The 25,015-nt window shown below is 68.4% G+C and carries 28 protein-coding genes; 11 read left to right on the top strand and 17 right to left on the bottom strand.

Annotation, left to right across the window (positions count from 1 at the left end; translation table 11 throughout):
• Positions 1 to 31: 31 nt before the first annotated feature.
• Together ACLBWH_RS06175 and ACLBWH_RS06180 are read right to left on the bottom strand one after the other, a co-directional pair.
• Complete coding sequence (locus ACLBWH_RS06175) at positions 32 to 2,572, bottom strand: ATP-binding protein (protein ID WP_447797534.1); 2,541 nt, start codon at positions 2,570 to 2,572, stop codon at positions 32 to 34.
• 89 nt (positions 2,573 to 2,661) lie between these two features.
• A complete protein-coding gene (locus ACLBWH_RS06180) occupies positions 2,662 to 4,080 on the bottom strand; it encodes a M20/M25/M40 family metallo-hydrolase (RefSeq protein WP_447797535.1) in 1,419 nt (472 codons plus the stop codon).
• Between the two features lie 176 nt (positions 4,081 to 4,256).
• Between ACLBWH_RS06180 and ACLBWH_RS06185 the strand changes: the two genes are divergently transcribed.
• The 6 genes from ACLBWH_RS06185 to ACLBWH_RS06210 all read left to right on the top strand — a co-directional run bounded on the left by ACLBWH_RS06185 (position 4,257) and on the right by ACLBWH_RS06210 (position 11,577).
• The gene (locus ACLBWH_RS06185; protein ID WP_447797536.1) at positions 4,257 to 5,204 is read left to right on the top strand and encodes a DUF6607 family protein; all 948 of its coding nucleotides are present in this window, start codon (positions 4,257 to 4,259) and stop codon (positions 5,202 to 5,204) included.
• A 207-nt stretch (positions 5,205 to 5,411) separates the two neighbouring features.
• On the top strand, positions 5,412 to 5,861 hold the full coding sequence (locus ACLBWH_RS06190; RefSeq protein WP_322850810.1) for a DUF2721 domain-containing protein: 450 nt from the start codon (positions 5,412 to 5,414) through the stop codon (positions 5,859 to 5,861).
• Positions 5,858 to 6,415 (top strand): DUF4337 domain-containing protein, encoded by a 558-nt coding sequence (locus ACLBWH_RS06195; protein ID WP_447797539.1) that lies wholly within the window; start codon positions 5,858 to 5,860, stop codon positions 6,413 to 6,415. Before ACLBWH_RS06190 ends, ACLBWH_RS06195 begins: the two co-directional genes overlap by 4 nt.
• A gap of 52 nt (positions 6,416 to 6,467) precedes the next feature.
• Positions 6,468 to 10,475, top strand: a complete 4,008-nt coding sequence (locus ACLBWH_RS06200) for a Pls/PosA family non-ribosomal peptide synthetase (protein WP_447797541.1) — start codon at positions 6,468 to 6,470, stop codon at positions 10,473 to 10,475.
• Positions 10,472 to 11,047 (top strand): 4'-phosphopantetheinyl transferase family protein, encoded by a 576-nt coding sequence (locus ACLBWH_RS06205; RefSeq protein WP_447797542.1) that lies wholly within the window; start codon positions 10,472 to 10,474, stop codon positions 11,045 to 11,047. The genes ACLBWH_RS06200 and ACLBWH_RS06205 overlap by 4 nt, the downstream gene beginning before the upstream one ends.
• Positions 11,044 to 11,577 carry a GNAT family N-acetyltransferase gene (locus tag ACLBWH_RS06210; RefSeq protein WP_447797544.1) on the top strand — a complete coding sequence of 178 codons (534 nt, stop codon included), beginning with the start codon at positions 11,044 to 11,046 and terminating at the stop codon, positions 11,575 to 11,577. The genes ACLBWH_RS06205 and ACLBWH_RS06210 overlap by 4 nt, the downstream gene beginning before the upstream one ends.
• Here the strand turns inward: ACLBWH_RS06210 and ACLBWH_RS06215 are convergent.
• Positions 11,574 to 12,302: an ion channel gene (locus ACLBWH_RS06215; RefSeq protein WP_447797546.1), complete on the bottom strand. Its 729-nt coding sequence runs from the start codon at positions 12,300 to 12,302 to the stop codon at positions 11,574 to 11,576. The two genes, ACLBWH_RS06210 and ACLBWH_RS06215, sit on opposite strands and share 4 nt — an antisense overlap.
• 280 nt (positions 12,303 to 12,582) lie before the next feature.
• Here ACLBWH_RS06215 and ACLBWH_RS06220 point away from each other — a divergent pair, with 280 nt between their 5' ends.
• Positions 12,583 to 13,665 carry an XRE family transcriptional regulator gene (locus ACLBWH_RS06220; protein ID WP_447797548.1) on the top strand — a complete coding sequence of 361 codons (1,083 nt, stop codon included), beginning with the start codon at positions 12,583 to 12,585 and terminating at the stop codon, positions 13,663 to 13,665.
• A 49-nt stretch (positions 13,666 to 13,714) separates the two neighbouring features.
• Here ACLBWH_RS06220 and ACLBWH_RS06225 read toward each other — a convergent pair whose 3' ends face one another.
• Genes ACLBWH_RS06225 through flgC form a run of 8 tightly spaced genes read right to left on the bottom strand, consistent with a single transcriptional unit; the run spans position 13,715 to position 18,487 of the window.
• Positions 13,715 to 14,137 carry a flagellar export chaperone FlgN gene (locus tag ACLBWH_RS06225; protein ID WP_322850817.1) on the bottom strand — a complete coding sequence of 141 codons (423 nt, stop codon included), beginning with the start codon at positions 14,135 to 14,137 and terminating at the stop codon, positions 13,715 to 13,717.
• On the bottom strand, positions 14,134 to 14,433 hold the full coding sequence (locus ACLBWH_RS06230; protein WP_447798192.1) for a rod-binding protein: 300 nt from the start codon (positions 14,431 to 14,433) through the stop codon (positions 14,134 to 14,136). Before ACLBWH_RS06230 ends, ACLBWH_RS06225 begins: the two co-directional genes overlap by 4 nt.
• The gene (locus ACLBWH_RS06235; RefSeq protein WP_447797550.1) at positions 14,433 to 15,554 is read right to left on the bottom strand and encodes a flagellar basal body P-ring protein FlgI; all 1,122 of its coding nucleotides are present in this window, start codon (positions 15,552 to 15,554) and stop codon (positions 14,433 to 14,435) included. Before ACLBWH_RS06235 ends, ACLBWH_RS06230 begins: the two co-directional genes overlap by 1 nt.
• Positions 15,555 to 15,598: 44 nt before the next feature.
• Positions 15,599 to 16,666 (bottom strand): flagellar biosynthesis protein FlhB, encoded by a 1,068-nt coding sequence (gene flhB / locus ACLBWH_RS06240; RefSeq protein WP_447797552.1) that lies wholly within the window; start codon positions 16,664 to 16,666, stop codon positions 15,599 to 15,601.
• A gap of 1 nt (position 16,667) precedes the next feature.
• Positions 16,668 to 17,420 carry a flagellar biosynthetic protein FliR gene (locus ACLBWH_RS06245; protein ID WP_447797554.1) on the bottom strand — a complete coding sequence of 251 codons (753 nt, stop codon included), beginning with the start codon at positions 17,418 to 17,420 and terminating at the stop codon, positions 16,668 to 16,670.
• Positions 17,421 to 17,427: 7 nt separating this feature from the next.
• On the bottom strand, positions 17,428 to 17,694 hold the full coding sequence (locus tag ACLBWH_RS06250) for a flagellar biosynthetic protein FliQ (protein ID WP_447797556.1): 267 nt from the start codon (positions 17,692 to 17,694) through the stop codon (positions 17,428 to 17,430).
• Positions 17,695 to 17,699: 5 nt separating this feature from the next.
• A complete protein-coding gene (locus tag ACLBWH_RS06255) occupies positions 17,700 to 18,062 on the bottom strand; it encodes a flagellar hook-basal body complex protein FliE (RefSeq protein WP_447797558.1) in 363 nt (120 codons plus the stop codon).
• 17 nt (positions 18,063 to 18,079) lie between these two features.
• Positions 18,080 to 18,487: a flagellar basal body rod protein FlgC gene (flgC, locus tag ACLBWH_RS06260; RefSeq protein WP_447797560.1), complete on the bottom strand. Its 408-nt coding sequence runs from the start codon at positions 18,485 to 18,487 to the stop codon at positions 18,080 to 18,082.
• 128 nt (positions 18,488 to 18,615) lie between these two features.
• On the opposite strand from flgC, the gene ACLBWH_RS06265 reads away from it, so the two are divergent.
• From ACLBWH_RS06265 to fliP, 3 genes are read left to right on the top strand one after another with little or no spacing between them, the layout of a single operon-like run.
• Positions 18,616 to 18,849 (top strand): FliM/FliN family flagellar motor switch protein, encoded by a 234-nt coding sequence (locus ACLBWH_RS06265; protein WP_447797561.1) that lies wholly within the window; start codon positions 18,616 to 18,618, stop codon positions 18,847 to 18,849.
• A gap of 3 nt (positions 18,850 to 18,852) precedes the next feature.
• The gene (locus ACLBWH_RS06270; protein WP_447797563.1) at positions 18,853 to 19,158 is read left to right on the top strand and encodes a flagellar biosynthetic protein FliO; all 306 of its coding nucleotides are present in this window, start codon (positions 18,853 to 18,855) and stop codon (positions 19,156 to 19,158) included.
• Positions 19,151 to 19,909: a flagellar type III secretion system pore protein FliP gene (gene fliP, locus ACLBWH_RS06275; RefSeq protein ID WP_447797564.1), complete on the top strand. Its 759-nt coding sequence runs from the start codon at positions 19,151 to 19,153 to the stop codon at positions 19,907 to 19,909. Before ACLBWH_RS06270 ends, fliP begins: the two co-directional genes overlap by 8 nt.
• Here fliP and ACLBWH_RS06280 read toward each other — a convergent pair.
• The 5 genes from ACLBWH_RS06280 to motA form a co-directional block, all read right to left on the bottom strand.
• Positions 19,906 to 20,538 carry a PilZ domain-containing protein gene (locus ACLBWH_RS06280; protein WP_447797566.1) on the bottom strand — a complete coding sequence of 211 codons (633 nt, stop codon included), beginning with the start codon at positions 20,536 to 20,538 and terminating at the stop codon, positions 19,906 to 19,908. The genes fliP and ACLBWH_RS06280 overlap by 4 nt on opposite strands.
• Positions 20,539 to 20,569: 31 nt before the next feature.
• On the bottom strand, positions 20,570 to 20,995 hold the full coding sequence (locus ACLBWH_RS06285; protein WP_447797568.1) for a hypothetical protein: 426 nt from the start codon (positions 20,993 to 20,995) through the stop codon (positions 20,570 to 20,572).
• Between the two features lie 13 nt (positions 20,996 to 21,008).
• Positions 21,009 to 21,869, bottom strand: a complete 861-nt coding sequence (locus ACLBWH_RS06290; protein ID WP_447797570.1) for a flagellar motor protein MotB — start codon at positions 21,867 to 21,869, stop codon at positions 21,009 to 21,011.
• Positions 21,870 to 21,931: 62 nt separating this feature from the next.
• The gene (locus ACLBWH_RS06295; protein ID WP_447797572.1) at positions 21,932 to 22,321 is read right to left on the bottom strand and encodes a response regulator; all 390 of its coding nucleotides are present in this window, start codon (positions 22,319 to 22,321) and stop codon (positions 21,932 to 21,934) included.
• Between the two features lie 57 nt (positions 22,322 to 22,378).
• On the bottom strand, positions 22,379 to 23,263 hold the full coding sequence (gene motA / locus ACLBWH_RS06300; protein WP_447797574.1) for a flagellar motor stator protein MotA: 885 nt from the start codon (positions 23,261 to 23,263) through the stop codon (positions 22,379 to 22,381).
• 177 nt (positions 23,264 to 23,440) lie between these two features.
• On the opposite strand from motA, the gene flaF reads away from it, so the two are divergent.
• A complete protein-coding gene (gene flaF, locus ACLBWH_RS06305; protein WP_447797576.1) occupies positions 23,441 to 23,794 on the top strand; it encodes a flagellar biosynthesis regulator FlaF in 354 nt (117 codons plus the stop codon).
• Positions 23,795 to 24,118: 324 nt separating this feature from the next.
• Here the strand turns inward: flaF and ACLBWH_RS06310 are convergent, their stop codons facing one another.
• On the bottom strand, positions 24,119 to 24,928 hold the full coding sequence (locus ACLBWH_RS06310) for a sigma-70 family RNA polymerase sigma factor (RefSeq protein ID WP_447797578.1): 810 nt from the start codon (positions 24,926 to 24,928) through the stop codon (positions 24,119 to 24,121).
• Positions 24,929 to 25,015: the final 87 nt, after the last annotated feature.

Below are 25,015 nucleotides of genomic sequence, written 5' to 3' on the forward strand. Positions count from 1 at the left end.
AGACAGACGCCGCCGCGATGCGTGCCGTCGATCAGCCGCCGAGCGCGGAGGCGGTCAGCGCCGACATGCTGGCGGCCAGCTCGGCGTTGCGGAACGGCTTGGTCAGCCGGGGAATGTCGGCATCGATCCCGTCCTCTTCGGCATAGCCCGAGACGATCAGCACCGGCAGGCCGGGATGGCTGTGCTTGAGCGCGCGGGCGAGCTGCGCCCCGCTCATCCCGGGCATCAGGTGATCGGTGACGACGATGTCGGGGGTGAGGCCGGCGTCCAGCAACTGCAACGCCTCCTCGGCGGAGGCCGCCTCGACCACCGTGTAGCTCATGTCGGCGAGCATGTCGGCGGTGCTGAGGCGGACCAGTTCCTCGTCGTCGATCAGCAGCGCGGTGCCAAGACCCTGGATGGCGGGCAGGGGCTCGGCGGTCGCATCCTCCTGGCTGACCGCGATCGCGCTGATCGGCAGCCACAGGCTCATCGTCGTGCCGCGACCCGGCGCGCTCTCGATGGTCAGCGCGCCGCCGAGCTGCGCGGCGAGGCCGTGGACCATCGACAGTCCGAGGCCGGTGCCCTTGCCGACGCCCTTGGTCGAGAAGAACGGCTCGATCGCGCGCCGCTGCGTCTCGGCATCCATGCCGACGCCGGTATCGCGGACGCTGAGCCGCACATAATGACCGCGCGCCAGCCCGCGCGCATCGCGCTCGCGTACGCTCTCCCGCCGCGCGGAAATGGTTAGAACGCCGCCATCCGGCATCGCATCGCGCGCGTTCACCGCGAGATTGAGCAGCGCCATTTCGAGCTGGTTCAAATCGGCCCTCGCCGGCGGCAGGTCGGCGAGATCGACGCGGACCTCGATCATCGGACCGATCGTCGAGCCGATCAGCCCGGTCATGCTGCCCACCACCCGCGCGACGTCGACCGCGGTCGGCTGCAACGGCTGGCGGCGCGCGAAGGCGAGCAGGCGCTGCACCAACGTCTTGGCGCGTTCCGCCGATTGCAGCGCGCCCCCGATCAGCCGCTGCTCGCGATCGCTGCCGATGCCCTTGCGCACCAGCATGTCGAGCGACCCGACGATCGGGGTGAGCAGATTGTTGAAATCATGCGCGACACCGCCGGTCAGGCTGCCCATCGCCTCCATCTTCTGGCTCTGCCGCAGCGCCTCACGCGCGACCTCCAGATCGGCCTCGCGTGCCTTGCTGTCGCTGAGGTCGCGGCCGACCGCGACGAAATTGACGCCGTCCGCCTCGGGCGCGACGGTCCATTCGATGTCCTTCCAGCCGCCCTCGCGCGTCGCGATGCGGTTCTCGAAGCGCGTCGGCTGCCGCGTCTCGGCCATCCGGCCGATCGCCGCGAGCGTTTGCGGTTCGTCGTCGGGATGCATGAAGCTGGCATAGCCGCGCGCGAGCAGCTCCGCCTCGCTCCAGCCGAGCACCCGCGACCAGGCCGGGCTGACCGCCGACATCATCCCGCCGTAATCGGCGCGCGCCAGCATGTCCTGCGACAGGTTCCACAACCGATCGCGCTCCGCCGAGCGCAGCGCGATCTGCTCCTCGAGCGTCTCGTTGAGCCGGCGCAGGCCTTCCTCGGCGCGGGCGCGCTCGACCGCGGTCTTGACCCGCTCGCCGACCTCCTGGACCAGGCTTTCCTCGGCGGGCGTCCAGACGCGCGGCGTCGCCGACTGGACGGCGAGCATCCCGACCCGGCCCGTCCCCTCGAACAGAATGACGTCGACGAACGCACCGACCTGCCGCTCGGTCAGCCCGGTACGTGCCTCCTCGCTCAGCCGCTGGTCGCTGCCGACGTCGCGCACGACGACCGGCGTTCCGATCCTATAGGCGCCGAGCAGTTCGGGCCCGAAGGCCTGGAGCGAATGCTCGCCGACGATCGAGGCGACGCCGCGCGTATGATCGAAGGCGACCGTCATCCGGCCGCCGGCGATCTCGGCATAGAAGACGCGGCTGGCGTCGAGCCGCTCGCCGAGCCGTTCGGCGGCGAGGCGGGTGATCGCATCGGGCGTGTCGAGCGGGCGCAGCGCGTCGGCCAGCGCCAGCAGGAAGGCGGTGCGCCGCTCGCTCGCGACGCGCTCGGTGGTTTCGGCGAGGATGCAGATGACGCCGCCGGGCGTGCCGCTCTCGTCGAGCACCGGCGAATAATCGAGGTCCATCCAGACCTGTTCGGGCCGGCCGTGCCGGTACAATGTCAGTTCCTGGTCGTGATAGTGGAGCGTGCCGCCGGCGAGCCCGACCTTCATGACATTGTCGTTGAAGTCGGCGACCTCCGGCCAGCCCAGCCGCACCTCCGAGCCGAGCAATTCGGGATGGCGCCCGCCGGCGAACGCCGAATAGGCGTCGTTGTAGAGCATGACGCCGGCCTCGCCCCACAGCATCACGATCGGCACCGGCGAACGCAGCAGGATGGCGGTGGCGGTGCGCAGGCTCTGCCGCCACGTCGCGATCGGGCCGAGCGGCGTCGCCGACCAATCGCGTGCCCCGATCAGCTCCGCGCACTCGCCGCCACCGGTCAGGAAGTCGAGCCCGGCGGCGTCGGGGGTGCGGTGCATCGCGATTAGGGCCGACATCGGGGCGGTAGGATCCTGCAGACTCTCGTGATCGGCCAGACCTTTACCCGCGCCCTCACACGATGGAAGAGGCAATGTCGCGCCGCGGTTCAGCCCGCATAGGCCTTCACCAGATCGTAGAGATAGTCGCGCCCGGTGTAGACGGCCTTGACGATCGCGCGTTCGTTGAGCCCGTGCGCGCCATTGCCGTCGGGATCGCCATACAGGCCCGGCGGGCCGTAGGAGGGGATGCCGATCGCGCCGAGATAGATGCCGTCGGTGGCGCCGGTCGACATCATCGGTGCGAGCGGGACGCCCGGATAATAACGCGCGAGCAGCCGTTCGGCGGGCTGGACGATCTTGGCGTCGAGCGGCGGCGGCACCGCGGCGGGGCCGCGATCGTCGACCTGCTTCACCGTCATCTTCGGGTCGGCGACGGCCGTCTGCAGCGTGACGCGGACGCTCTCCGCCGACACGCCGGGGAAGATGCGGCAGTTGACGTTGGCGCCGGCGCGTTGCGGCAGCGCGTTGTTGGCGTGGCCGCCGTCGAGCAGCGTCGCGACGCAGGTGGTGCGCAGCATCGAATGATAGCTCTTGTCGGTATCGACCACAGCGAGCGCCGCCTTGTCGGTCGGGTCGGCGGCGACCCGCATCATCGCCGCGCCCATCGCATCGCCGCGCGCCTTGCCGGCGATGCGGAAATAAGCGCGGGTGGTGTCGGTCATCTGCACCGGAAACTCGTAGTCGCGCACCTTGCCGATCGCATCGGCCAGCTCGTAGATCGCATTGTCGCGCACCGGCGCCGAGCTGTGGCCGCCCGGATTGGTCGCCTCGATCCGGTAATTGACCGCCGCCTTCTCGCCGACATGGATGTTGGCGATGACCAGATTGCCCTTGCCGTCGGAGCGGCCGCCGCCGCCTTCGTTGAGCGCGAATTCCGCCGCGATCAGGTCGGGCTTGTTCTGCGCCAGCCATTTCGCCCCGTTGAACGCCCAACTCGTCTCCTCGCCGCAGGTCAGCGCCAGCTTGATCGTGCGCTTGGGGCGATAGCCGTCCTGCTTGAAGCGGATCAGCGTATCGATCCAGATCGCGTCCATCGCCTTCATGTCCGAGGTGCCGCGGCCGTAGAAATAGCCGTTCTCCTCGACCATCTTGTACGGATCGCGCGTCCAATCCTCCGCCTTGGCGACGACGACGTCGATATGGCCGAGCAGCAGCATCGGCTTGGCGGTGCGCGACGACCCCGGCAGCACCACGACGAGGCCACCCTCCTTGGGATGGTCCGGCACGGCGAAGCGGGTGATCGCGCTATCCAGATAGCCCGCTGCCTTCAGCCGCGTCTCGACCTTGTCGGCGAGCGCGGTGCAGCTGCCTGTCGTGATGCTCGTGTCGGTCTCGACCAGCTCCTGGTACAAAGCGCGGAACCGCTGCTGGTCGGGACGCAGGCTTTGCGCGGCGACCTGCGCTTCCGCGGCAATCGGGACGCTGAGCGCCGCGATGGTGAGCACGATCCGGTTGCGCAGCGTCATGACGATCCCCCTGTGTCTATAGGGCTTACTATGCACGATCCCGATCCGGCGGGAACAGGCAAAGCGACCGCGCGCCCATCTTGATGACGCTATTGATTCGCATTAACGAGCGTCCATCGGATTGGGGGATTGAGATGATCGGTTTCGGTGGGCGGCGGGGCATCCATATCGCGGCCATGCTGGTCGCGCTCGCGGCGTCGGCGGGCACCGCCGCAGCGCGGCCGGCGGCGGCGGCGGTGCAGGCGGACTATGGCGACCAGGCGCGCGATCATGCCGCGATCCTGGCGATGGCCGGCACCTTCAAGGTGACGTTCGACATGCGCGAGACGACACCGCTCGTCGCCGGCTACACTCCCTATCCCGCCAAGATCAGCGGCGGGCACGAACTGGTCCGCGCGATCGTCGATACGCCGGATCATATCGTCCTCCAGCATCTGCTGGTCGTCGCGGACGGCAACGGCAAGACGATGGTGATCAAGCATTGGCGGCAGGACTGGACCTATCAGCCGCGCAGCGTGCTGACCTATGTCGCGCCCGGCCGCTGGACGCTGCGTCCCGTGCCGGAGGCGGAGCGGCGCGGCACGTGGTCGCAGACGGTATGGCAGACCGACGACAGCCCGCGCTACGGCGGCCTCGGCCGCTGGCGCTACGACGACGGCGCGACCCGCTGGACCAGCGACGAGACGCGCCGGCCGCTCGCGCGTCGCGATGCGACGCGCGGCGTGCCCTACGACCATTATCTCGGCACCAACCGCCATGTCCTGACGCCGAACGGCTGGGTGCACGAACAGGACAATGCCAAGATCGGCAGCAGGGACGGCCGATCCGCGACCTTCGTCCACGAATATGTCGTCAACAGCTATGTCCCCGCGCGCGCCTTCCCCGTCGCGGCGGCGGAGGATTATTGGGCGAAGACGAAGGATTATTGGGCGATCGTCCGCGGCGAATGGGATGCGGCGATCGCGCGCGAGGGCGGGCTGGCGCTCGGCGAGGTCGCCGACAGCGGATCGGTGACCGGCCACCAACTCATGCTGCTCGCCGACGATATCGCGCACGGCGACGCCACGACCGCCGCCGCCGGTGAGGAGGCGCGCGACCTGATCCGCGGGGCGACGCGACGCTGACGGTTCATGCGGCAGAAACCGCGGTGGTTCCAAAGCCGGCGGCGGCAAGAAAATCGCCTGCCGATCGACGTTCTCTGCGGGACCAATAGACATCAGGGTCGTTATGTCCGTTATGACAAGGCCGGGGAGGATCGGGATGAGGGTAAGCGTCGCGTCGCGCGATGACCGGCGCGATGGTCCCGCTCGCGCCGGGACGATGCCGCGATGATGTCGCAGCCGTTGAACGATGCCGCGCATGTCATCCAGCTCGCACTCACGCCGATTTTCCTGCTGACCGCGGTCGGATCGTTGCTCAACGTCTTCGCGACGCGGCTCGGGCGGGTGCTCGATCGCATCCATGTGCTGAAGGCGAGGGGGGAGAGCGCACCGGTCGAACTCGACCGGCTGCGGCTGCGCTCGAAGGTGCTCGATGCGGCGGTGCTGAGCGCGGCGCTGGCGGGTGGGCTCACCTGTTGTGCGGCTGCGACGATCTTCTTCGGCGTGCTGCGCGAGACGGGTACCGCGACGTTGCTGTTCGGCCTGTTCGGGGCGGCGCTGGTCGCCGCGATCGCCGCGCTCGCCTGTTTCGCCACCGAGGTCTTCCTGTCGGGACGGGCCGTGCGCGAGCATATCGACGAGGCCGCCGCGACTGCGGCGCAGACGGCGGACCGGGCATGAGCGAGGAGGAATGGGAAATGCGCGGCGCGCACGAGGACGCGGTCGAGGAGCGCGCGCATCACGAACCGCTCGGCCAGAAGATCGCGCTATTCTCGGCGATCCTCGCGACGCTCGGCGCGATCATCAGCTTCCTCGGCGGGCACGAACAGAATGACGCGCTCTATTACAAGAACGAGGCGGTGCTGATGAAGGCGCGGGCGTCCGATAATTGGGCTTATTATCAGGCGGAGGATCTCAAGCGTCACCTCGCCGAGATTGCCGCCTTGGTGCCGACTGCGACGCACGATTATGCCGCCGACGCCGCCCGTTACGCCAAACGCGGCAAGGCACTGCGCGCGGCGGCGGAAGCGTATGACCGTCGGTCGGAAGAGGCGGATGCCGAATCCCGGCGTGCGCTGCGCCCGCATACCAAGCTGGCGATCGCGATGACCTTCCTCCAGGTCGGCATCGCGCTCGCGTCGATCAGCGCATTGACCCGGCGGCGCTGGCTGCTCGGCGGGGCGGGACTGTTCGCGGCGGTCGGCGTCGCGCTCAGCATCGCCGCCTGGTTCTGACCCCGATACGATCGTAACGAAGGATTGAGACGTTGGGATGCACGCAGATTCTATGACGACTCTCGACCTCGCGCCGGCGGATCACACCATCCAGGCGTCGATCGCACCCGCGCCGGCGCTGCGCCCCGAAGAACCCTATGCGCGCGACGAATTGCTGCACGAGCTGTTCGACGCGACCTGCCGGCGCAGCGGCGGCGTGGTCGCGCTGGAGCTGATCGGCGCCAGCGAGGAATATGGCCGCAGCACCAGCTGGAGCTATGACATGCTGGCGCGGCGCAGCCTCGCGCTGGCGCAGCGGCTGCGCGCGATGGGCATCGGCCGCGGCGACCGGGTGGTGCTCTGCCTGCCGCGGGGGCTCGACCAATATATGGCGATCCTCGGCGTGCTGCGAGCCGGCGCCGCCTACGTGCCGGTCGACTGGGGCTATCCGCAGGACCGGATCGACTACATCATCGAAGACAGCGGCGCCGCGCTGACGCTCACCGTCACCGGTCGTGCCGAGACGATCACCGGCGCGACGCTGGCGATCGACGCCGAGCTCGGCGACCTCGCCGCCGAGCCGATCGTCCCGCTCGGTCGCGACCAGTCCGGCAGCGCGCCCGACGACCTCGCCTATATCATCTATACCTCGGGCACGACCGGCCGGCCCAAGGGGGTGATGATCACCCATGCCAACGCCTGCCACCTCGTCCGCTCGGAAAGCGCGATTCTGGCGCTCGATCCCGCCGATGTGGTGTTCGGCGGGTTCAGCCTTGCCTTCGACATGTCGGTCGAGACGATGTGGAGCGCCTTCTTCGTCGGCGCGCGGCTGCTCGTCGCGACCGAGGCGCTGGCGACGAGCGGCCCCGACGTCGCGATCGCGCTGGCCGCGGCGGGGGCGACGATCTGGCATGTCGTGCCGTCGCTGATCGCTCTGGTCGAGCATCCGGTGCCGACGCTGCGGCTCATCAACATGGGCGGCGAGGCCTGTCCGCCCGATCTGCCGCGGCGGCTCGCCCGGCCGGGGCTGCGGCTGCTCAACACCTACGGCCCGACCGAAACCTCGGTCACCGCGACCTGGACCGAGGTGCAGCCCGGCCAGCGCATCACGATCGGCAAGCCGCTGCCCGGCTATACCGCGTGGATCGTCGATGAGGCGTTGCAGCCGGTGCCGGCGGGGCAGGAGGGTGAATTGGTCATCGGCGGCCCCGGCGTCGGCGTCGGCTACGTCAACCGGCCCGACCTCACCGCCGAGAAGTTCACGATGACGCCGTTCGACACGGTGTCGGGCGGTCCCGAGCGGATCTACCGTTCGGGCGATCTCGTCCGGCTCGACGCGGCGGGCGACATCGATTTCGTCGGACGCATCGACACGCAGGTGAAGATCCGCGGCTTCCGCGTCGAACTCGCCGAGATCGAGGCGGTGATCGGCGAATGGCCCGGGGTCGCGCAGGTCGTCGTGCAATTGTTCAACGACGACGACGGCTCCGCATTCCTCGCCGCCCTCCTCGTCGCGCGGGCGAACGAGACGATCGATCTTGCCGGCCTGCGTACACTCGTCGCCGAACGTCTGCCCAATTACATGCGCCCCGCGGCCTATCAGACGCTCGCCGCGCTGCCGACCTTGCCCGCGTCGGGCAAGGTCGACCGCAAGGCGCTGGTCAAGCCGGCGATCACCGTCACCACCGATCGCGCGATCGTCGCGCCCGCGACGCCGATGGAGGAGACGTTGCACCGCGTCTGGGCAGAGGCGTTCGCGCCGCAGCCCGTCTCCGTGCTCGACGATCTGTTCGAGGATCTCGGCGGCCATTCGCTCAAGGCCGCACGGCTGGTGTCCGCCGCGCGCAAGGTGCCGGGGTTGCAGGGCCTGTCGCTCGAGGACGTCTATGCCGCGCCGACGATCCGCGCGCTGGCGCTGCGCGTCGGCGGCAGCGCGGCGGTTTCGGTGCAGCAGGCGGATAGCTTCCACCATATCGCGGCGTGGAAGCGGCGGCTGTGCGTCGCGGCGCAGACGGTGGCGCTCCTGCCGATCTACACGCTCGCCGGGCTGCAATGGTTTTCGCCCTATATCGCCTATACGCATCTCGCCGGGCGGGTCGACCGGATCAGCGCGCTCGTGCTCAGCGCCTTGTTCTTCACAATCGTGCCGGTCGCGTCGATGTTCCTGTCGATCGCGCTCAAATGGCTGATCGTCGGCCGCTTCAAGGCGGGCGATTATCCGTTGTGGGGTTTCTATTATTTCCGCTGGTGGCTGATCCGGCGGATCATCGGCGTCACCGCGACGCCCTATCTGGCGGGCACGCCGATGATCCGCGGCTATTACCGGCTGCTCGGCGCCAGGATCGGTGCGCGCGTGCATATCGGCACCGGGATCATCGATACCGCCGATCTGCTCGACGTCGGCGACGATGCGATCATCAGCGACCAGGCGGTGCTCGCCACCAGCTCGGTCGAGCGCGGGCTACTGCGCCTCGGCACCGTGACGCTGGCGCCGGGATCGTTCGTCGGGTCGCAGGCGGTGGTCGGGCGCAACGCGACGCTCGGCGAGGATGCGGTGCTCGACGATATGTCGGCTTTGCCGACCGATGCGGCGATCCCCGCGCGACAGCGCTGGACCGGATCGCCCGCGGCCTTCGCCGGCGACGCCCCGGCACGGCCGCAGCGTCATGGCCGCGAGCCGCTCGGGCCGCTGCTCGGGCTGCTGCTCGGCGCGTTCATGCTGCCGATCATTGCCATCCTGCCGATCGCACCGGGCCTGATCGCGCTGATCGAGCTGGACTGGGCGACCACCGGTTATGCCTATGTGCTCGTCTCGCCGTTCCTCGCGACCACCTATGTCGTGATGATGTGCGTGCTGACCGTCGCGGCCAAGCGGCTGATCCTCGGCAAGGTCGCGCCCGCCACCTATGCGCTCGATAGCTGGTTCTACGTGCGCTATTGGCTGGTCAAGCAGATCAACGATCTGGCGTTGCGGCTGCTGCATCCGATCTTCGCGACGCTCTACGTCATCCCCTGGTATCGCGCATTGGGCGTCAAGGTCGGGCGGCGGGCGGAGATCTCCACCGCCAGCGCGATCGTCCCCGACCTCGTCGAGATCGGCGCGGAGAGCTTCATCGCCGATTCGGTCATCTTCGGCGCGGCGCGGATCGGCCACGGCACGATCGAACTCGCCCACACCCGTATCGGGCGGCGCAGCTTCATCGGCAATTCGGCGTTGCTGCCCAGCGGCGCGCAGATCGGCGACGAGGTGCTGATCGGCGTGCTCTCCAAGCCGCCCGAGGATCCGGCGCTGGCAATGGAGAGCGGCAGCACCTGGTTCGGCTCGCCCGCGTTCAAGCTGCCGGTGCGGCAGGTCGCGACGATGTTCGACGAGGGCGCGCGCTTCAATCCGTCGCGCGGGCTGATCGCGACGCGCCTGTCGATCGAGGCGGTGCGCACCACGCTGTCGCTCACCGCCTTCCTCGTCTTTTTCAGCCTGTTGCTGTCGGTGGTCGGCGATCTCGACGATCTCGAACGCGGTGGGCTGGTGATCGGCCTGGCCTTTCCGTTCCTCTACGTCGGCTTCTGCCTTGCCTGCGGCGGCTTCGTGCTGGCGCTGAAATGGCTGGTCGCCGGCCGCTACAAGGCGACGACCGCGCCGCTGTGGAGCACCTTCGTCTGGCGCAGCGAATTGGTCACCGCGACCTACGAGAATCTGGCAGTCGCCAATCTGCTCGAACCGTTGCGCGGGACGCCGTGGATCGCCGTCTATCTGCGGCTGATGGGGGCGAAGATCGGCAAGCGCTGCTATATCGACACCACCGATCTCACCGAGCACGATCTGGTGACGATCGGCGACGACGTCGCGCTCAACGACTTTGCGGGGCTTCAGACGCATCTGTTCGAGGACCGGGTGATGAAGGTCGGCCCGATCCGCGTCGGCGATCGCGCCACGATCGGTTCGCTGGCGATTGTGCTGTACGATGCGGAGATCGGCGCGGATGCGCAGCTCGGCGACCTCTCCGTGGTGATGAAGGGCGAGACGTTGCCCGACGGCACCAATTGGGAGGGCAGTCCCGCCCGGATCGCGACCGGCGCATGACGCCGCAATGGCACGACGGGCCGCTGGCGGCGCTGGACTGGAACGGGGAGGCGCCGGTGGTATGGCGCGCCGTCGCGGACGATGCGGCGGCACGGCGGGACCTCACGCGGGCCTTGGTCGCGCGGCTCGCACGGCGGCGCGTCGAGGACGTGCGGCTGGCGCGCACCGCCGCAGGGGCGCCGCGCGTCGCGGGGCCGGCTGGCTGGTACATCGGCCTGTCGCACCGCGGCACGCAGTGCCTGATCGGTGCCGCCACCCGACCGATCGCGGTCGATCGCGAATTGGTCGATGACGCGCCGCCGCTATGGGATATGCTGACCGAGCGGGAGGGGCGTGACCTTCGCTGCCTCGATCCGCTTGTTCAGCCGCGTGCCTGGCTGCGGCGCTGGACGATCAAGGAAGCGCACGCCAAGCTGGTCGGCGAGCCGCGCCGCATCGCCCCGGAGACGATCGAGACCGAGGTGATCGACCCCGTGCACGCCACCGCCCGCTACGAGGGTGTGTCGCGCTGCTGGACGCGCGACGATGCCGAGGCGATCGAGACGGTCGCGTTGTGGCAGGCGGCGGCATGAGCCGGGTCGCGGTCCGCCCCTATGACACCGCGGATCGCGCGGCGGTGCTGGCGCTCTTCGATTCCAACCTGCCCGAATATTTCGGTGCCGGCGATCGCGGCTGGCTGGAGGAGACGCTCGACGAGCCCGACGGCCCGGCGTTCGTCGTCACCGTCGATGGCGTCCCGGCGGCGTTCGGCGGGTATGAGATCTGGGACCATTACAACAAGGCGCTGCTCTACTGGGGCATGGCGGCGCGGCGCTTCCATCGCTGCGGGCTCGGCCGGCTGCTGCTGTTCGAGCGGCTGGTGCATGTCGCGCGCCATGCCGAGCCGCCGACCCGCTATGTCACCGTCGATACCTCGCCGTTGGTCGCGCCGTTCTTCCGCCGCTGCGGCTTCGCGTCGACCGCGGTTTGGCCGGAGGGCTATCGTTCCGGCATGGATATGCACGAGCTGCATTTCGATCTCGCCGCGACGACGCTCGACGCGCTCGACGAGCAGCGGCGTGCCGCGCTGATTGCGGTGGAGGCGGCGGTCGCGTCGGTCTAGCCGCGCTCCTCATGCGCGAGATGCAGCGCGACCAGCCGCGCAAGCAAAGTCGCCGGGAAGAGCTGGCCGATCACCGATTCCAGATTGGCGAGGCTGCGCGCCAGCGGTGCCACCGGGACGATGTCGCCGAAGCCGGTGGTGGTGATCGTCGCCAGGCTGAAATAGGTGAAGGCGGCATTCGCGCTGGTCGCCGTGTGCGGATCGAACCCGCTGCCACCGAACGCGCCCGGTGCATGCATCTGGATCGCGCCATAGGCGATCGCGAACAGGGCGGAGACGTTGAGGTAGAGCAGCACCGCGCCGCGGATGCGATGCGCGGTCACCCGCCCGGCGGCGAAGACGTGCGGCGCGACCACCGCGGTCACCGCCACGTTGAACAGGAAGGCGACCAGCGCGATCGCCTCATGCTGCTCGGTGGCGTCAAGCTGGAGCGAGGCGGAGACGACGCGGCCGAATGCCGGCCACGCCGTCAGCAGCGCGATCGACACGATCAGCAGCACCCGCCACAGCCGGTTCCGGGTGAAGACGGTGACGCAGATGAAGGCGAAGGCGAGGTGGCAGGCGTCGAGCAGGCTGCGGCCAGACGTCCAGCCCTGTGCCAGTGGCACGACCACGAACAAGGTGACGCCTTGCAGGACGAGCAGCGCCGACAGGCTGTGGTCGATCCGCCGGTCGCGGTCCGCCGCGGCGGACGGCAACGCGGCGTGCTTCGGCATCGTCGGCATGATCGCGCGCATCCTCGTTCCCGGCAGCATCGTCGCGCTAGGCGCGGCCGGCTGAACGACGGGTTGATGAGCCGGCACCGCGGTTCGACGGGCCCGATCACGCGGGAATCGCACCGGAATGGCCACGAGCGCTGATCGACAGACCGCGCACATTCGGGCACAAGCTGCGCCGATGAGCCACGCAGACAGTGTCCGAGAGCAAGAAGGAGCGACCGAACAAGGGGTTAGCGCCGATGGCCCGGATATAGACCGCTTTCGCTCGATCGTCTTCCCCAATGCCGTGCGCGAATTACGCAAGCAACAGGGCTTCGCCAGGCTGCTCGGATTGTCGGCTGTATTGCCCGACATCCCCTATGTCCGCCTCTCCAAGATCGAACGCGGCGAAGTGGTCGCCAAGGCGAGCGAATTGCGCAGCATCGCGATGGCGATGCGGGTCGCGCCCGAGGATCTGCTGCTCGACATCGCCGATCCCGCCTTCGACATCGCCGCATGGGCGACCGAATTGCAGGACCTGACCGACGAGGAGATCGCCGAGGATCGCTTTGCGGTGCTGCTCGCCGCGGCGATCCGTGCGCGGCGCGATGCCGACCGCTCGCTGTCGATCGTCAACGTCGAACGCCGCTTCGGCATCGCGCCGGTGATCCTGTCGCGGCTGGAGAACGGCTACAAGCCGCTCGGCCGCTGGAACGCGCAGACCGTGGGCGCGGTCTGCCGATTGCTCGGCGTCGCGGATGCGCAAGCCCTGCGCGATCACGTCGCCCGGGCGGATGCCGATGGCATTTTGCGCGCGCATCTGCCCGCCGCGGCGAGCAGCGCGGCACGGATCGAGAAGACGCGTGCGCGCGTCGCATTGTTGCGCGAGGAATTGCACGATCCCAGCCAGCCGACGGCGATCCGCGCCAAAGCAGCGCAACCGCCGCGCGTCACGCCCGGCGCGACGCCGCCGAACGGGGTGGATGCCGCCGTCCTTGCCGCGATCGAACGGTCCGAGACCGCGACCGTCCGGCTGGTGCCGGTGTTCGGCGCGCCGCTCGCCGACGGGCTGGTCGATCGCGTGCCGATCGGCCGTACCGTCGAGGCGCCGCGCCATGCCCAGCCCAACAGCTACGGCCTGCGCGTCTGCCGTGCGACGCTGGGGCCTGCGCTGCCTGCGCATGCAATCGTGGTAGTCGATCCGGATCGCTTTCCGTCCTCGGGCGGCCTTGCCGTCGTGCGCGAGGCGGGCGGGTTGCGCCTGCTCGTCGTCACCTTCGATCGCCAGGGCCGGATGATCGGCTATAGCGTCAATCCCGATCGCGAGATCGACCTCGACACGCTCGATGCCGCCGACGTCGGCACCATCGTCGCGGTGCTGCTTGACTGACGCTGCCGCGGTCCGGTGCGGGTTACGCGGGGTGGGCATCGGTGACGGGTCAATAGCTCGAATTGACCGCGATCGGCATCGTCGGATCGAACCGCGACAGATTGCCCTGCGCGCCATAGGTCGAGGTGGCGCGCCCCGCGAGCCGCTTCGCCTCGCTGGTGATCGCACCGATCATCTCCACCGACAGGTCGATCTGCCGCTCCAGCGCGGCGGCATTGGCGGCGGAGATCGGCTCCAGCCGCGCGAGCAGCTCTTCGAGCCGCGCGCGCTGCGCCTCGTCGAGCGAGCGGTTCCAGTCGACCGTGCTGCGCCCGTAGGCGGCGGTCATCTGTTCGAGCTGCCCGACGAGCCGCACCTTGGTCGCCGCCAGTTCGGGCAACCCCGCGCCGAATGGACTCTCCTGCAGGTGCCGCGTCTCCTCCTCCATCAGCATCAGCAGCGATTCGAGCACGTCCGTCAGTCGTTCGATCACGCGCCGCCCTCCTGCAATTTGATGATCTGGTTGAGCACCGCCGGCGCGATGCCGAAGCCGCCGCGCCGCGCGATCGCATCGCCCATCTTCTCGGCGAGCACGCCGCGGAACATCTCCTCACCATGGCCGCCGCTGAACGGGCCGTCCGCTGGCGCGGTGTCCATCATGATCCGCACCATCTGGCCGACGAACACCGCCTCGAACGATTGCGCGGTCGCGGCGGGATCGTTGGCTTTGCGCGTCGGCTGCGGCGCCGGCGTCGCGGCAAGCAGAGGGGCGGAAAGGCTGCTGTCCATCATTGTACCTCGATTTCCGCCTGGAGCGCACCGGCGGTGCGCAGCGCCTGAAGCACGGTGATCAGATCGCGGGGCGTGACCCCGAAGGCGTTCAATCCGGCGACCAGCGATACCAGGGACGTCGCATTGTGCAGGATGCCGAGCCCTCGCCCGTTGCCGTCGCTCACCCCGATCTGGGTGCGCGGCAGCACTTCGGTGGTGCCGTTGGAGAAGGGGCCGGGTTGTGACGCGATCGGCGTCTCGGCGATGCTGATCGTCAGCCCGCCCTGTGCGATCGCGACCGGGCTGATCCGCACGTCCGCACCCATCACCACCGTTCCCGACGATTCGTTGATCACGACGCGCGCGGGCAAATCGACCTCAACCGGCAGTTCCTCGATTCCGGCAATCAGATCGATGACGTGATCGGTCGAGCCCGCCGGCGGCGCGACTTCGATCGTGCCGGGGTCGAGCACGTGCGCGACGCGGTCGAAGCGGCGGTTGATCACCTCGGCGATGCGGGAGGCGGTGGTGAAATCTGGGTTCTTGAGCGCGAGCTTCAGCGTCGTCGCGGTGCGCAGCGTATAGGGCACCTCGCGTTCGACGATCGCCCCGCCCGAGATTCGCGCCGCGGTGGTCACGCCGCGGCTGATCGACGCGGCGGCGCCCTGCGCCCGGAAGCCGGACACCGACAGCGGCCCCTGCGCGACCGCATAGATTTCCCCGTCCAGCCCGCGCAGCGAGGTGACGAGCAACAGGCCGCCCTGCAGACTGGTGGCGTCGCCCATCGCGGCGATCTGCACGTCGATCGCGCTGCCGGCCCGCGCGAAGGCGGGCAAGGTGGCGGTCACCGACACGGCGGCGACGTTCTGCGTCCGCATCGTGTCGCCGCGGATGTTGACCCCCATCCGCTCCAGCATCGACTGGATCGTCTCGACGGTGAAGGGGACGTTCTGCGTCCGGTCGCCGGTGCCCTGCAACCCGACCACCAGCCCATAGCCGACGAGCTGGTTGGGCCGGACGTTCTCGACATCGACGATGTCCTTGATCCGCGAGACGGGGCCGGCGATCGCCGGTCCGCCCGCGATCAGCGCGGCGAGGGCGGCCAGAGCGGCGGCGATGAGGCGGAATGGGCGTGGCATCACAATACTTATAGGATGAAGCGGTCGCCGGCGGACGCGATGCGTCACGCAAGTCGTTGCGCGAGGCGCATGACGTAGGTGATCACCTCCGCGACCGCGGCATAATGTTCGACCGGGATCGGCCGGTCGAGATCGGCCGAGGCATAGAGCGCACGGGCGAGCGGCGGACTCTCGACGATCGGCACGTGCGCGCCCGTGGCGATTTCGCGGATGCGCAGCGCCATCGTGTCCATGCCCTTGGCGACCACCACCGGGGCGGCCATCGCGCCGTGGTCGTATTTGAGCGCGACGGCATAATGCGTCGGGTTGGTGACGACGACGCTGGCGGTCGGCACCGCCGCCATCATCCGCTTGCGGCTGCGCGCCATGCGGATCGCGCGGATCCGCGCCTTGATCTTGGGATCGCCGTCGCTCTGGCGGTGCTCGTCCTGCACCTCCTGCCGGCTCATCCGCATCCGGCTCATGAACGCCTGCCGCTGGTACATGAAATCCGCCGCGGCGAGGACGATCACCGCCAGCCCGACGGTGCGCACGAGGTCGAAGGCGAGCGTGCCCGCCGCGGTGCCGATCGCCTGCGGCGAGGCGCCGATCAACTGGTCGAGCGCGACGAGATGCGGCTTGAGCAATGTGACCGAGATGAAGATGATGACGACGAACTTCGCCAACGTCTTGGTGAATTCGACCAGCGCCGGCTTGCCGAACATCCGGCCCAGGCCCGCGGCCGGCGACAGTTTCGACCATTTGAGGCCCACCCGGCTCCACACCAGCGACGGGCGGCTCTGCAGGAACAGGGGCAGCATCGCGAGCGCGAACAATGTCGCGAACAGCGGCCAGACCGCGCGCAGGAATTCGAGCAGGATGGCGGTGACGATGTCGCGCGCGTCGTCGCTGGTCAGCGCGTAATCGTCCGCCCGGCCCCAGAGTTTGACGCACATCGTGCCGAGCCGCGCCAGCGTCCACGACCCCAGGCCGCCGGTGACGATCATCGCGCCGACGAACATCACCGCATGCCGCACCTCCGGCGCGTTGGCGACCTCGCCCTTCTTCGCCGCGTCGCGCAGCCGCTTGTCGGTCGGCTGTTCGGTCTTCTGGTCCTTGTCGCCGCCCGCCATGTCAGAGCAGCTGCCGGTGCAGGAAGGCGATCATCGCCTGGCAGAAGCCGGTCAGCGCGACGCCGAAGGTCACGCCGAACAAGGTCAGGCCGAACAGGATGTTGAGCGGCTGCGCGACGAAGAACACCTGCAGCGTCGGCGCCATCCGAGCGGCGAGCCCCAGCGCGGTGTTGAACAGGATCGCATAGACCAGCAGCGGCGCTGCCATGTTGACCGCCAGTTCCATCGCCCGCCCGGTCGCGACGATCGCGATATGCGCGAGATCGGGGGCGGGCGGCAGCGCGCCGACCGGGAATTGGTCGTAGGAATGAACGATCGCGGCGATCCAGAGATGATGGATGCCCATCGCCATGCAGGCGACGGCAGCGGTGACCGCGATGAAGCGCGACAGCAACGGCACCTGTCCGCCCAGCGCCGCGTCGGGCACCAGGACCGAGGACAGGCCGATCTGCAGGCTGATCAGCGATCCCGCCATCGTCGCCGCGCTGAACAGGATGCGGACGAGCAGCCCGATCCCCAGCCCGACGACGACCTGCGTGACGACTGCGGCGATCAGCGCGCCGCCGCCGTCGGCGGGCACCTTCACCCGCTGGTCGAGCAGGCCGTAGAGGCCCAGCGTCAGCCCCAGCGCGAGCAGCAGCCGGATCTGCGGCGGCACGCTGTCTTCGGCGAAGACGGGCAGCGCCATGACCACCGCGCCGATCCGTGCGAACAGGATCAGGAAGACGGTGACCTGGATCGACAGGTCGGCCATCGGATCGTCAGCCGCCGATCACGATCGCGTCGGCGATCCGCGCCATGAAGCCGGCCATCGCGCGGGCGATCATCGGCAGGCTGACGACCAGCACCGCGCCGATCGCGAGCAGCTTGGGCACGAAGGTGATCGTGCCCTCCTGCAATTGGGTGAGCGCCTGGAACAGGCTGATCGCGACGCCGACGATCAGGCCGGTGAGCAGCATCGGGCCGGCGACGGTGAGCACCAGCATCATGGCCGCACGACCGAATTCGGCGGCCTGATAGGCATCCATCGCGATCAGATCTGCATGCGCATGATTTCGGAATAGGCGCCGACCATCCGGTCGCGCACCGCGACGATCGTGCTCAGTGCCGATTCCGCCGCGCCGACGGCGGTGACGACGTCGATCAGATCGCCCTTGCCGGCGACCTGCTTGGCGCTCTCGGTCTCGGCGGTGCGCAGCGTCGCGGCGGTGTCGCCGATCATCGACTGGACCATGCCGCCGAAGCTGGTCGCGCCGGTGGCGGCGGCCTCGGTCGGGACGGCGACGGCGCCGACCGCGTCGGTCGCTGTCGCATCGTCTGCGGCCGCGCTGGGGCCGGGCAAAGCGGTTAGGGCGCGGCCATAAGCGGCCGCGGCGTCGAGGGCGCCGATCGACATGGCTGACGTATCCTTTCTTACTTGATGAGATCGAGCGTGTGCAGCGTCATGTTGCGCGCCGCCTCGATGGCGTTGAGATTGGCCTGATAGGAGCGCTGGGCGGCGCGCATGTCGGCCATTTCGATCGGCCCGTTGACGTTGGGCATCTGCACGTAGCCGGCGGTATCCGCGGCGGGATTGCCCGGTTGATAGACGCGGCCGAAGTCCGATTTGTCGGGGGTGATCGAGGCGACCTGCACCGTCGTGCCGCCGATCGCGCGATCGACATGCGCCTTGAAGGTCGCGACGCGGCGCCGATACGGATCGCCGCCCGGCGTCTTCGCGACCGAATCGGCGTTGGCGAGATTCTCGGCGATCACCCGCATGCGCAGCGCCTGCGCGTGCAGGCCCGATGCGGAGACGTCGATCGACGTGTGCAGGTCCATGGGTCCCCCGGATGGCGTGCGGCGACGGGTCATCCGCCGCCGGGCTCGCTTCAGCTTATAGGAAGATTTTGCCGGCCGGCCGCCGAACCCCGCCAAATATTCCTATAAAATCCGTGAAGGAGAGCCGAATGTCCGTGCTTGAAGCCATTCCGGTCGAACTGTCGATCGTGCTGGGATCGACGCAGTTGCCCGTCTACCAGATCCTCAAGATGAGCCGCGGCGCGATGATCCCGCTCGACTGCGGGCAGGACGATCCGACCCTCGTATACGTCAACGACGAACTCGTCGCGCGCGGCCGCATCCTGGTCGAGGACGAGCGCATGTCGCTCGAGATCACCGATATCATCCAGAAGGCCTCCTGATCGATGGACCTGCTGTCCGCGCTGCGCGCCGTCGGCGCGCTGGGGCTGATTCTCGGCCTGCTCGCCGGCGCGTTATGGGTGGTGCGCCGCTACGGCATCAAGCTGCCGGCGCAATGGCTCGGTGGCGGCGGTGCGGAACGCCGGCTCGCGCTGGTCGAGCGGCTGGCGCTCGACGGGCGGCGCTCGGTCGCGCTGATCCGCTGCGACGGCCGCGAGCATCTGGTGGTGATCGCGCCGGAAGGCGTCGTCGCGCTGGGTGACGGCATGCCGGTGCGCGCGCCACTGATCCGGCGGGGCTCCTATGCGTAGGGCGGTGTGGCTCTTGCCGGTGCTGGCGCTGGTCGCGCTGCCGGTGCCGGCGCTCGCCCAGTCGCTCGGCCAGGCCGCCGATCAGGCGCAGGGCGCCGCCGCGAGCCTCGGCCAGGGCTCGATCTCGGGGCGTGCGCTGCAGATCCTGCTGACGCTCACCGTGCTCAGCCTGGCGCCGGGCATCCTGATGACGGTGACGTCGTTCACGCGGATCATCGTCGCGCTGTCGCTGCTCCGCTCGGGGCTCGGCGCGCCGGGCACGCCGCCCAATCCGGTGCTGATCAGTTTCGCGCTGTTCCTGTCGTTCTTCGTGATGGCGCCGACCTTCACCGCGGCGTGGCACAATGGCGTCGATCCCTACAACCACGGCAAGATCACCGAGGCGCAGGCGCTCGACGAGACGTCGCGGCCGTTCAAGACGTTCATGCTCCAGCACGTCCGTCGCGACGATCTGCATATGTTCGTCGAACTGTCGCACGCGCCGGCGGTGCCGACCGCGCAACTGCCGCTGCCGACGATCATGCCCGCCTTCATGATCTCCGAACTGCGCCGCGCGTTCGAGATCGGCTTCCTGCTGCTGTTGCCGTTCCTGGTGATCGATCTGGCAGTGGCGGCGGTGTTGATGGCGATGGGCATGATGATGCTGCCGCCGACGACGATCTCGCTGCCGCTCAAGATCATCTTCTTCGTGCTGGTCGATGGCTGGGCGCTCGTCGCGGGCTCGCTGGTGCGCAGCTTCGGGCACGGCTAGCCCGTCGCGCGCCCCGCGAACCGCTGCGCCGGCACGTCGAGCCACGGCGCGAGCGTGTCGAACGCCAGCCGCTGCGCAAAGGCGACGCCGACATGCCCACCGGCGGTCCAGCGGCACTCGGCCGCGAGCAGCGGCGGCAGACCGGGGATCGAGAGGAGCAGGGGGTGGTCGGGGTGCAACGCGCTCGCCGCCGTCGCGAACCGTGCACCGCCGTCCGAGACATCGAGCATCGTGGCGGGGAAGGCCGTGCTTCCTTGCCAGATGACGACCGGACAGTTGGTGAGGAAGCGCGGCGCCCGCGGCGGCAGCGCCGGCGGTTCGATCTCGTCGGCGGAGCAGCGGGCGAGAAACTGGTCGATATCCACGATCGGAACGGCGAGCGTCACGCCGACATGGTGATGCGCGGCCCATTCGACCTGGCCGGACGCGGATTGCCGATTGGGCAGGTCGACGCGCACCCAGTCCGCGCGGCCGAGCAGCATGACGGTGCGGACACTCAATGTTCGACCGGCAATGGCTTGGATCCGGCACAGGCCGTCGCCGCCGGGGCCGACGAGCCGCGCGTCGATCGGGTTCGCCCGGCGCCGCGCCGCCACCGCGTCACCGTCGCTGATCCCCGAAAATGGCATGGCGCGCCTTTGTCTGCCGCTGCACGGCCGATCAGTTCGGCTGAACCTGCAACACCACCGCGCGGCGCACATTGTCGCGTCCGAAGGTCGCCATGGCGGCGTCGAGCACCAGCTTCCGGAACGTCTCGATACGTGGAATCTGGCCGTCCGCGCCGCTCGCCAAGGGCGTGCGAAAGGCCCGCATGTTGATCGCATCGAGCAGCAGCGGCATGTTCGCGCTCACCTTCTCCTGCGCGGCGACGGTCACCTCGATCTGGGTGGTGATGTTGACATAGCCCGTCAGCCGCCCGTCGGGCAGCACCAGCGGCAGCAGGATCGTGCCGGCGGGCACGAATGCGGTCGTCCGCAGCGCGGCACTCTCCTGCGCGACCAGGGCGATATGGACGGCGAAGGCCCCTGCGACGCCGAGCGCGAAGCCGGCCACCGGGATGAGCAGAAGTTGCAGGAACCGGTTCATCGCGCTGCCCTCGTCAGAATTTGAAGCTGCTGTCGCGGGGCAGCGCCGCCGGCTCGGCCAAGGCGATGATCGTGATCCGCCGGTTTTCCGACCGTTCGGGCTGGTCGGGATAGATCGGCTCGGTTCCCGCTTTGGCGACGACCTCGGAGAAGCGCGACGCGGGCAGGCCGGCGTCGATCATCGCCTTGCGCGCCGCAAGTGCGCGCGCGCTCGACAATTGCCAATTGGCCTCGCTGTTGCCGCCGGTCGAATCGGTATGCCCCTCGATCGCGATCTGCGCGTTCGAGCGGACCAGATGCTGCGCCACCTTGGCGAGCAGATCGCGGGCGAAGCTGTTGAGCGTCGCGGTCGGACCCTGGAACATCGGCCGGTTGGCGGTGTCGACGAGGTTGACGCGCACGCCATCGCGCGACGGCTTGATCTGTACGCTATGCTGCGCCTCGGGCTGTGCCTGCAGCGCGACGCGCATCTCGTCGGCGAACACGCGCAGCATCGCATCGGGAATGTCCGCCGATCCGCCCCGCGCCGCGCCCTCGGGGCCGTCGTTCGGCGTCCGCAGGCCGATGATCGCGCTGTCGTTGCTCGGCGCGTGCCGCGCGTGGCCGCTCTGGCCGGATTGCATGCCGACCTGATCGGTGATCGAACTCGGCGGCACCGTGGAGACCGTCGGCGAGAAATAATCGGCGAGCCCCTTGAGCTGGCTCTTGTTGGCATTGGAGAGCAGCCACAACAGCATGAAAAAGGCCATCATCGCCGTCACGAAATCGGCATACGCGACCTTCCACGCGCCACCGTGATGCGTGCCGCCATGCTTCTTGCGACGGGCGCGGCGTGGCCGGACGACCAGTTCTTCGGAATCGGGGACGCTCGCCACGATGGATCAGCGCCAAGTCGCAGCGGCACGGCGCGCGAACAGGGTCGGGCATCCGCACATAATCAGCTCAACTCCCCGAACACGCGCTCGATCTTGTCCTTGAGCGCGGCGGGCGCGAACGGCTTCACCACGTAATTGTTGACGCCGAGCGCGGCCGCTTGCTGGACGATGTCTTTTTCTGAGGAGCCGGTGAGCATGATGAAGGCGGTCTTGCCGATCACCGGATCGGCGCGCACCGCGCGCAGGAAGTCCATGCCGTTCATGCCCGGCATGTTATAATCGGACAGGATCAGGTGGACGCGATCCGTCTTGACCGCCTCCAGCGCCTCGGTCGCCTCCGCCTTGTCGCGGATGTCGCGGAAGCCGAGGTCCTGCAGGGCGCGGCGGATCATCGCCCGCATGCTGGCCTGGTCGTCGACCACCATGACCCTGATTGCTGAAGCCGCCGGCATGTTACGTGTCTCCGAGAAAATGGTCGTCGTCGGGGTGGGAAGAAGCGTGGGCGTGGGTCACGCCTGCGCTGCGGCGAGCTGGTCGCGCGTTTCGTCGAGTGCGGCTTCCAGCTCCTCGAACGTCGGCGCATAGCCCGACGGCGTCATGCGCCGGGCGAGTTCGACCGCGACCTGCACGGGCAGCCCCTGCGCGTAGGCGATCACCGCGGTCTTCACGAGCGTGTAGGGCTTCTGTTCCGCTTCCAGCGTCTGCTGCAGCTTGGACGCGATCGGCCCGACCAGCCCGTAGGCGAGCAACACGCCGAGGAAGGTGCCGACCAGCGCGCTGCCGATCATGCCGCCCAGGATCTGCGTCGGCTGGTCGATCGAGCCCATCGTGTTGATGACGCCGAGCACCGCGGCGACGATGCCGAGCGCGGGCAGCGCGTCCGCCATTAGCTGCATCGCATGCTGCGGCACCATCTCCTCGGCATGGTGACGCTCGATGTCGTTCTCCATCGCCTCGGCGATCTGATAGGGATCTTCGAGGTTGACGGTCATCATCCGCAGATAGTCGCAGATGAACAGGATCAGCGACCGATCGGCGAGCAGCCGCGGATAGCGCGAGAAGATCGGGCTCTCCTCGGGACGGTCGATATGCTTTTCGATCGCCATACCGCCGCCGTTGCGGAAGGTGGTCAGCAGCGCGAACAGCATCGCCAGCAGGTCGCGATAGTCGCTTTCCTTCCAGCGCGGTCCCTTGAAGATATGGACGACACCGGCGAGCGCCTTCTTCACCACCGGCATCGAATTGCCGAGGATGAACGCGCCGATCGCCGCGCCGGCGATCGTCAGCATCTCGTGCGGCAGGGCTTCGAAGACGACGGAAAGATTGCCGCCGGCCATCAGAAAACCGCCGAAGACGCATAGCAGTGTGACGACGACACCGATGCCGCTCAGCATGAACCACTCCAGGATACGGGCAAACCAAAGGGGCGAAGGCCCCGTCTGATTATAGGATCGCACCGGCGCCGGGTGGCGCGCGACGCGAAATATTCCCGCATGGCCGCTGCCGAACCCGTGGATGTTCCTAGAATAAGCTCGAACCAGAACGCACGAATTGAGCTTTAGGAGGACACCATGCTCGACGCCTATCGTCGTGTGCAGTCGCTGTCGGCGACGCCGCGAGCCACCGAATATCGGCTGATCAGCGGGGTGACCCAGCAGTTGATCGAGGCCAAGGAACAGGGCTGGCAAGGCGCCGAGCTGATGCCGCCGCTACATCAGAACCGCAAGATCTGGTCGATGCTCGCGATCCTGTGCGGGTCGCCGGGCAACAAGCTGCCGACCGATCTGCGTGCGAGCATCATCTCGCTGTCGCTGTGGGTCGACCGGCATACCAGCGACGTGATGCGCCAGCGCGATTCGATCGACGCGCTGATCAGCGTCAATTGCGCGATCATGGAAGGTCTGTCGGCCGAAAACCCCGCATGATCCGCGCCGCCGGCCCGCCTGCATGCCCCCGACGACGGGGCACATGCAGGAAGGCCGGAAGACGCCGCCCGACCGTCACCGTGGCCGATGACGCAGGTCAGTGACGGGTCGGCGTGGCGGCGGCGCCGTCGATGCCGCGCCGGCGGCGCAGCAGGAGCGGGGCCGGGCGCGACGGGTCGTCACGCGTGCCGGGAAGAGGAGCATGAAGCTTCGGCCGACCGGCCGGTGCGACCGGTGCCGGCATCGGCGCGGCACCGGCCCGGATCGTCATCGCCGCGGCACCCCGGCGCCAGCGAAGCGGGCCCGCGCAATGCATCTCCCGGCTCATTTCATGTCGCGTACGGCGATTTCGCCGATCTTGCGGATCGCGCGCTTGGAGATCTGTCGCGCGCGCTCCTTGGAGATGCCGGCGGCCTCTGCGGCGGCATCGGGATCGGGGTCCAGCAGGCGCTGCTCGATGATCCTGCGGTCGCGCTCCAGCCGCTGCGAGAGCGCTTCGATCTCGGGCTCGGCACCATGGCCCCAACCGGTGACCTGGCGGCCGCATTGTTCGGTGGCGCGGCGCTTCGGACGCGGCCGACGCAGGATCTGCTCCTCGCCGACGCTGCGCAACTGGCCGATATAGCCGTCGACCAGCGCGTTGAGCGTCTTGCGCGCGAGATAGTCGGAGGCACGCGTCTCGACCTCGACGTGCGCAGCCTCGTCCTGGATCAGCGATTCGAGCGTCGTCTCCTCGCCTTCGGGGCCGGTGGTGCTCAGATGCAGCGAGACGGTGGTCGCCTGCACCTTCTGCGCGGACACCCGCTGATCGGTCATCAGCCGGAACCGCAGGCTCTGCAATTCGCCGCGGATCTGCCAGTTTACGAAGGTGGTGAACTGCGCCTTCGTCGGATCATAGGCCTGGATGGCGCGATGGACGCCGATCGCGCAGGCCTGTTCGGCATCGTCCCAATAACTGACCAGACCGTATTGCCGAATGAAATGGCGTACCCGCGGCGCGATCAACTTCATGACCCGCACGAACGCCTTGTTCTCCTCATGACGCTGACGGGGACTGATCCGCGCGCCATCCACCGGACGGCTGGCGATAACGGCCGCCACCGCGCTTTCTAGCGCAAGTGTGGTCTTCGACATTGCAATTCCCTCCCGCTCGGAAACGAGAGGGCCCCACCCGCCTCGTTGACGGCAGAGCTAGATCGCGAGTCTTAACGGAATAATAAT

It is taken from the genome of Sphingomonas sp. M6A6_1c (genome assembly GCF_053345135.1).

What these genes read in the sequence shown, in the direction of transcription:
- ACLBWH_RS06175 (WP_447797534.1), bottom strand. Translation starts at nt 2,572, where the DNA reads ATGTCGGCCCTAATCGCGATGCACCGCACCCCCGACGCCGCCGGGCTC.
- ACLBWH_RS06180 (WP_447797535.1), bottom strand. Translation starts at nt 4,080, where the DNA reads ATGACGCTGCGCAACCGGATCGTGCTCACCATCGCGGCGCTCAGCGTC.
- ACLBWH_RS06185 (WP_447797536.1), top strand. Translation starts at nt 4,257, where the DNA reads ATGCTGGTCGCGCTCGCGGCGTCGGCGGGCACCGCCGCAGCGCGGCCG.
- ACLBWH_RS06190 (WP_322850810.1), top strand. Translation starts at nt 5,412, where the DNA reads ATGTCGCAGCCGTTGAACGATGCCGCGCATGTCATCCAGCTCGCACTC.
- ACLBWH_RS06195 (WP_447797539.1), top strand. Translation starts at nt 5,858, where the DNA reads ATGAGCGAGGAGGAATGGGAAATGCGCGGCGCGCACGAGGACGCGGTC.
- ACLBWH_RS06200 (WP_447797541.1), top strand. Translation starts at nt 6,468, where the DNA reads ATGACGACTCTCGACCTCGCGCCGGCGGATCACACCATCCAGGCGTCG.
- ACLBWH_RS06205 (WP_447797542.1), top strand. Translation starts at nt 10,472, where the DNA reads ATGACGCCGCAATGGCACGACGGGCCGCTGGCGGCGCTGGACTGGAAC.
- ACLBWH_RS06210 (WP_447797544.1), top strand. Translation starts at nt 11,044, where the DNA reads ATGAGCCGGGTCGCGGTCCGCCCCTATGACACCGCGGATCGCGCGGCG.
- ACLBWH_RS06215 (WP_447797546.1), bottom strand. Translation starts at nt 12,302, where the DNA reads ATGCCGACGATGCCGAAGCACGCCGCGTTGCCGTCCGCCGCGGCGGAC.
- ACLBWH_RS06230 (WP_447798192.1), bottom strand. Translation starts at nt 14,433, where the DNA reads ATGGACAGCAGCCTTTCCGCCCCTCTGCTTGCCGCGACGCCGGCGCCG.
- ACLBWH_RS06235 (WP_447797550.1), bottom strand. Translation starts at nt 15,554, where the DNA reads ATGCCACGCCCATTCCGCCTCATCGCCGCCGCTCTGGCCGCCCTCGCC.
- flhB (WP_447797552.1), bottom strand. Translation starts at nt 16,666, where the DNA reads ATGGCGGGCGGCGACAAGGACCAGAAGACCGAACAGCCGACCGACAAG.
- ACLBWH_RS06245 (WP_447797554.1), bottom strand. Translation starts at nt 17,420, where the DNA reads ATGGCCGACCTGTCGATCCAGGTCACCGTCTTCCTGATCCTGTTCGCA.
- ACLBWH_RS06250 (WP_447797556.1), bottom strand. Translation starts at nt 17,694, where the DNA reads ATGGATGCCTATCAGGCCGCCGAATTCGGTCGTGCGGCCATGATGCTG.
- ACLBWH_RS06255 (WP_447797558.1), bottom strand. Translation starts at nt 18,062, where the DNA reads ATGTCGATCGGCGCCCTCGACGCCGCGGCCGCTTATGGCCGCGCCCTA.
- flgC (WP_447797560.1), bottom strand. Translation starts at nt 18,487, where the DNA reads ATGGACCTGCACACGTCGATCGACGTCTCCGCATCGGGCCTGCACGCG.
- ACLBWH_RS06265 (WP_447797561.1), top strand. Translation starts at nt 18,616, where the DNA reads ATGTCCGTGCTTGAAGCCATTCCGGTCGAACTGTCGATCGTGCTGGGA.
- ACLBWH_RS06270 (WP_447797563.1), top strand. Translation starts at nt 18,853, where the DNA reads ATGGACCTGCTGTCCGCGCTGCGCGCCGTCGGCGCGCTGGGGCTGATT.
- fliP (WP_447797564.1), top strand. Translation starts at nt 19,151, where the DNA reads ATGCGTAGGGCGGTGTGGCTCTTGCCGGTGCTGGCGCTGGTCGCGCTG.
- ACLBWH_RS06280 (WP_447797566.1), bottom strand. Translation starts at nt 20,538, where the DNA reads ATGCCATTTTCGGGGATCAGCGACGGTGACGCGGTGGCGGCGCGGCGC.
- ACLBWH_RS06285 (WP_447797568.1), bottom strand. Translation starts at nt 20,995, where the DNA reads ATGAACCGGTTCCTGCAACTTCTGCTCATCCCGGTGGCCGGCTTCGCG.
- ACLBWH_RS06295 (WP_447797572.1), bottom strand. Translation starts at nt 22,321, where the DNA reads ATGCCGGCGGCTTCAGCAATCAGGGTCATGGTGGTCGACGACCAGGCC.
- motA (WP_447797574.1), bottom strand. Translation starts at nt 23,263, where the DNA reads ATGCTGAGCGGCATCGGTGTCGTCGTCACACTGCTATGCGTCTTCGGC.
- flaF (WP_447797576.1), top strand. Translation starts at nt 23,441, where the DNA reads ATGCTCGACGCCTATCGTCGTGTGCAGTCGCTGTCGGCGACGCCGCGA.
- ACLBWH_RS06310 (WP_447797578.1), bottom strand. Translation starts at nt 24,928, where the DNA reads ATGTCGAAGACCACACTTGCGCTAGAAAGCGCGGTGGCGGCCGTTATC.